Origin of the sequence: Kitasatospora sp. MY 5-36 (assembly GCF_001182915.1) — a bacterium.
GTDB lineage: Bacteria > Actinomycetota > Actinomycetes > Streptomycetales > Streptomycetaceae > Kitasatospora.
Window position 1 is genome coordinate 1 of sequence record NZ_LFVW01001441.1, and the last position, 545, is coordinate 545.

1 pseudogene is annotated in these 545 nt (G+C 80.2%); it reads right to left on the reverse strand.

Annotated elements, in window-relative coordinates:
• A pseudogene (locus AE652_RS42845) lies at nucleotides 1-545 on the reverse strand (FAD/NAD(P)-binding oxidoreductase); the annotation flags it as partial.

Sequence of the window (545 nt, forward strand, 5' to 3'; positions counted from 1 at the left end):
GGTCGAGGGCGCCGTGCCGCAGCAGCGCACCGCCGTGCCCGGCGCCCTCGACCAGCTTGCCGGGGACGGCCGCCAGCACGCCGGGGCGCCGCGCGTACCCGAGGTAGGCGGTGGCCTCGACCACGGCGGGCACCTCGGCCCCGGCGGTGACCAGCGAGGAGGCCGCCGCGAGCAGCAGCGGGCCGCTGCCGGCCACCACGATCCGCTTCCCGGGCAGCACCAGGCCGGCCTTGAGCATGGCCTGGGCGCCGCCCGCCGTGACCACCCCGGGCAGGGTCCAGCCGGGGAACGGCAGCTGCCGCTCGTACGCGCCGGTGGCGAGCAGCACCGACCGGGTCAGGACGGTGGCCCGGTCGGTGCCCTCCGGTCCGCGGGTGACGTGCACCGCGAAGCCGTCCCCGGTGCGCTCCAGCGCCCAGACCTGGCGCCCGGCCCGGAAGTCGGCCCGCCCGGCGCGCCCGTGCGCGTCGAGCCGGTCGGCCAGCCCGGTGTAGGCGGACCAGTGGTGGTGCAGCCGGTCCGGCCGGGCCGCGCCGAGGCCGGGC